Origin of the sequence: Cellvibrio sp. UBA7671 (assembly GCA_002483145.1) — a bacterium.
Lineage (GTDB): Bacteria > Pseudomonadota > Gammaproteobacteria > Pseudomonadales > Cellvibrionaceae > Cellvibrio > Cellvibrio fibrivorans.
The window spans coordinates 93,728-94,271 of the sequence record DLHJ01000018.1; the positions used below are offsets into that span (position 1 = coordinate 93,728).

The 544-nt window shown below is 39.5% G+C and carries 1 protein-coding gene; it reads right to left on the reverse strand.

All coding sequences use genetic code 11. From position 1 onward, the window contains the following. Nucleotides 1-44: 44 nt before the first annotated feature. Entirely contained in the window at nucleotides 45-482 is a 438-nt protein-coding gene (locus B4E62_RS19080) for a GFA family protein (RefSeq protein ID WP_331353179.1), read from the reverse strand. Nucleotides 483-544: the final 62 nt, after the last annotated feature.

Here is a 544-nt window from a genome sequence, read left to right on the forward strand (position 1 = left end):
GTCCACTAGAGTGTGGGAAGTCCACCATCCGTTTGATTGCTTTGTTAGGCATTTTCTTCTGAGTTTAAGCGTTCAAGTAAATAAGTTAAAGACGGAAGCTCTTCATGATTTTCAGTGTTAAGACCAAAAGGAGCCCAGCTAGCCTTTGAGTTTAGACACAAATGCAATATTACTTTACTAGAAGGGTTAGGGTTTTCGATTAACCCAGCAGGCACCCAATAGAAGTTTGTATTTCTTAATGGGTTGGGCACAGGCGATCCACAATCACTACAAAAATCAGAGCGGAAGCCTGATTCCTTGACCCAACTATTTATAAGTTCGTTGCCGGTTAAAAAGCGAAACTTTTCGTTTTCAACAATAGTGGCGGCATTTGAATAAGAACCGCTTTGCTTTCTACACAAAGAGCAATGGCACTGATATAGCTTGATATTCTTGCGATCAATCTCAAAACTAACCTTTCCGCAGAGACAATTTCCAAACATTTCTTGTTATTCCTTTTGCCTAACGTAGTGGTAAACGTCAGATTTTAAGTAGCTTTTTTGTG